Origin of the sequence: Pseudoalteromonas sp. TB25, from assembly GCF_000497995.1 — a bacterium.
In the GTDB taxonomy this organism is placed as follows: Bacteria; Pseudomonadota; Gammaproteobacteria; order Enterobacterales; family Alteromonadaceae; genus Pseudoalteromonas; species Pseudoalteromonas distincta.
Map to the genome: position 1 here is coordinate 1 of NZ_AUTI01000077.1, position 2,504 is coordinate 2,504.

1 protein-coding gene and 1 pseudogene are annotated in these 2,504 nt (G+C 38.5%); both read right to left on the minus strand.

Features of this window, described 5'->3' with window-relative positions; all coding sequences use genetic code 11:
* A pseudogene (locus L652_RS0101500) lies at positions 1-1,822 on the minus strand (hypothetical protein); the annotation flags it as partial.
* A 502-nt stretch (positions 1,823-2,324) separates the two neighbouring features.
* Positions 2,325-2,504 (minus strand): PrpF domain-containing protein (locus tag L652_RS0101505; protein WP_024603216.1); only part of this gene is annotated, 180 nt, incomplete at its 5' end.

Genomic DNA, 2,504 nt, shown 5'->3' on the forward strand with positions numbered 1-2,504 from the left:
CTGCTGCTGATTTTTTCTCATCAGCAACGTCTGCAGTGTCTTCAGCAACTAGTTTTGCAGCAGCAAGAGCAATATCAAACGTTTCAATCGCTGCTTCTGCTTCCGCTACTAGTGCAGCTAATGCAGCGTCGTATGCAACGGTGTCAGTTACAGCAACACCTGCGTCTGTTTGTAAAGACGTTGCAGAATCAAGAATCTGTTGGTAATCAGAGCTTTGAGTAACTAACGCTTTTGCAGCAGTTACATAACCTTGTGATTTAACAAAAATAGAACCCGCTTTAGCTGTTAAACCAGCAGTAGCAGCTTCATTTTTCAGTAATGTTACAGCGCTTACAAATGCAGCTGCGTTATCAGCTGTAAGAGCATCGCCACCCATTGCTTGAACATCAGCAAGTGAACTTTGAGCTGTTTCAATATCCATTTCTAATGCAGTAAGTGCAGTCTGTGAAGCTGTAACTTCTACTGTTAAAGCAGCTGCTAGAGCTGTATAAAAATCATCTCCAACTGTACACTCTGCACCAGTACAACCAATTACTTCTAGTGCTTTTTTAACTTTTACTGCAGCGGCTGCAAGGCCGGCATCAGTTGCTGCACCATTTTTAACAGCTTTGTCTTTAGCTGCTTTTGCTTTTTTAGCAATACCTACTGAATTAGCGGCAAACGCATCAATTTGTGCTTGTGTTGCATTAGGGTTGTTAATAGAGAATGCCGCTTTTAAAGCGTTTTCAATTGCAGTTTCATCACCCGTTGCTACAGCAACAAAAATGTTTGCAGTATTTGTAATTGCTGTTTGTAACATTGTAGCTATTGCAGCAATGCCAGCGTCAGTATTACCTTTAAACTGGCCTGATTTAATACCAGCTTTAATGCTGCTCATTACATCACCAATTGAAGGTAAACCTTGAATTGAAGATGAAAGCTGTGCAATTGCTAAAATACCGTCAGTAAGTTCTTCTTCGCCATCAACATTGCTTAAATCTACAGCGCCGCCGTTAGATAAATCGCCAATAATAGCAGAAAGTAAAAGTGCTGCGTCTTGACCCATTACTTGTACAACAGTGTTTAAGCTAGCTGTAGCAATAGCGTCTTCATCTACACTTGAACCTGAGTCAAGAAGAAGACCTGCCACTAACGATGTTAAAAAAGTAACATTAGCTTTATAAGAACCTATAACATTATCGTCGCCAGCTGCACCGCTCGCTCCAGATGTATCTGCTTCAACAGCTGGAATAAACTTAACAACAGAAAGCTCTAGGTCAGTTTTGTACCATTCGCCAAACTCAATATCAGTATCGCCATCATTTTCGTCGTCAACTTCTGGCGCTTCATCGTAAGTGCCACAACCTACGTAAGCATCACAACGTAAAAAGCTATCATCGCCTTCTTCAGACGTTTTAACAGTAATGTAAACAGGTCCAGTAAAATCATCATCTAGGTAGATGCTGTAACGACCGTTTTCATCAGTTAGCACTTCAGGATTAGCGGCAATTTTACTTGCTTCTACCGCTGCATCTGCAGCATCTTGTGATAGTGCTTCTTCAGAAAAAGACTCAGCCTCTGCTGAAGCAGCTGAGCGAAATGCAACAGGAACGCTTTGACCAGATGCATCTAAAGTCATTACAGTTACTACTGCACTTTTCATTGAACCTTTAACTGCTTTACCTGTTACTTCAATGTTAAATTGTGCATCACCCGTTGCAGTGAAAGATTCTACAGGTGTAACAGGAATATTTCTGTCGTTATCAGAACCACATGCTGTTAAGCCTAATGTAAGTGCAACTGAAGCTGCAATAGGTGTAAATTTGATCGTACGCTTTACCATTTATTTCTCCTTGATAGCCTGGAATGAGTATCAGAAATTAGTTTAGTTGATAGTGATTTATGCAAGCTTTTATATTCAAAAAAGCATCAAAAAAGTACACAATCATAACTTTTGTTACTAGAACATTAAAAATACCATTAAGCTATATAGTTATGCTACATATTTATACGTTTTATAGAAGTATTTATCTTTATTCTATGAGCTACTTCTTTATCAGCATCTCTATTATTCAATAACCTATAGACACTCATAAAGAACCAGCACATATTGATACAATATATTCACTTTATTAAATGAATATTACATACAATCTAGTTTGTTAATTATATTCTTCAAGTAAATGCGGTGGATGAGAGATAAAAAAGACGATAATTCGAAAAATTAATGAAAAAGGATTATTTCTAACGAGTGTGAGTAGGTTTTACTTTAGCTAAGCAAACGTTTATAAAATTTGTTTGCTTAACTAAAATAAATGTTTAGTTGCGCTTAACTTCACCAGTGACTAGTAAGGAACTCTTACAACCCCTTCCATTAATACACGTGCACTTCGGCTCATACTTGCTTTGGTAACTAGCCAGTTGCCAGCATTATTTTTAGCCTCAGCACCTACTTTTAGGGTGCCCGACGGGTGACCAAAGTTAATTTCACTCAATGCACCGCCACCAGCGGCTATATTAACAAG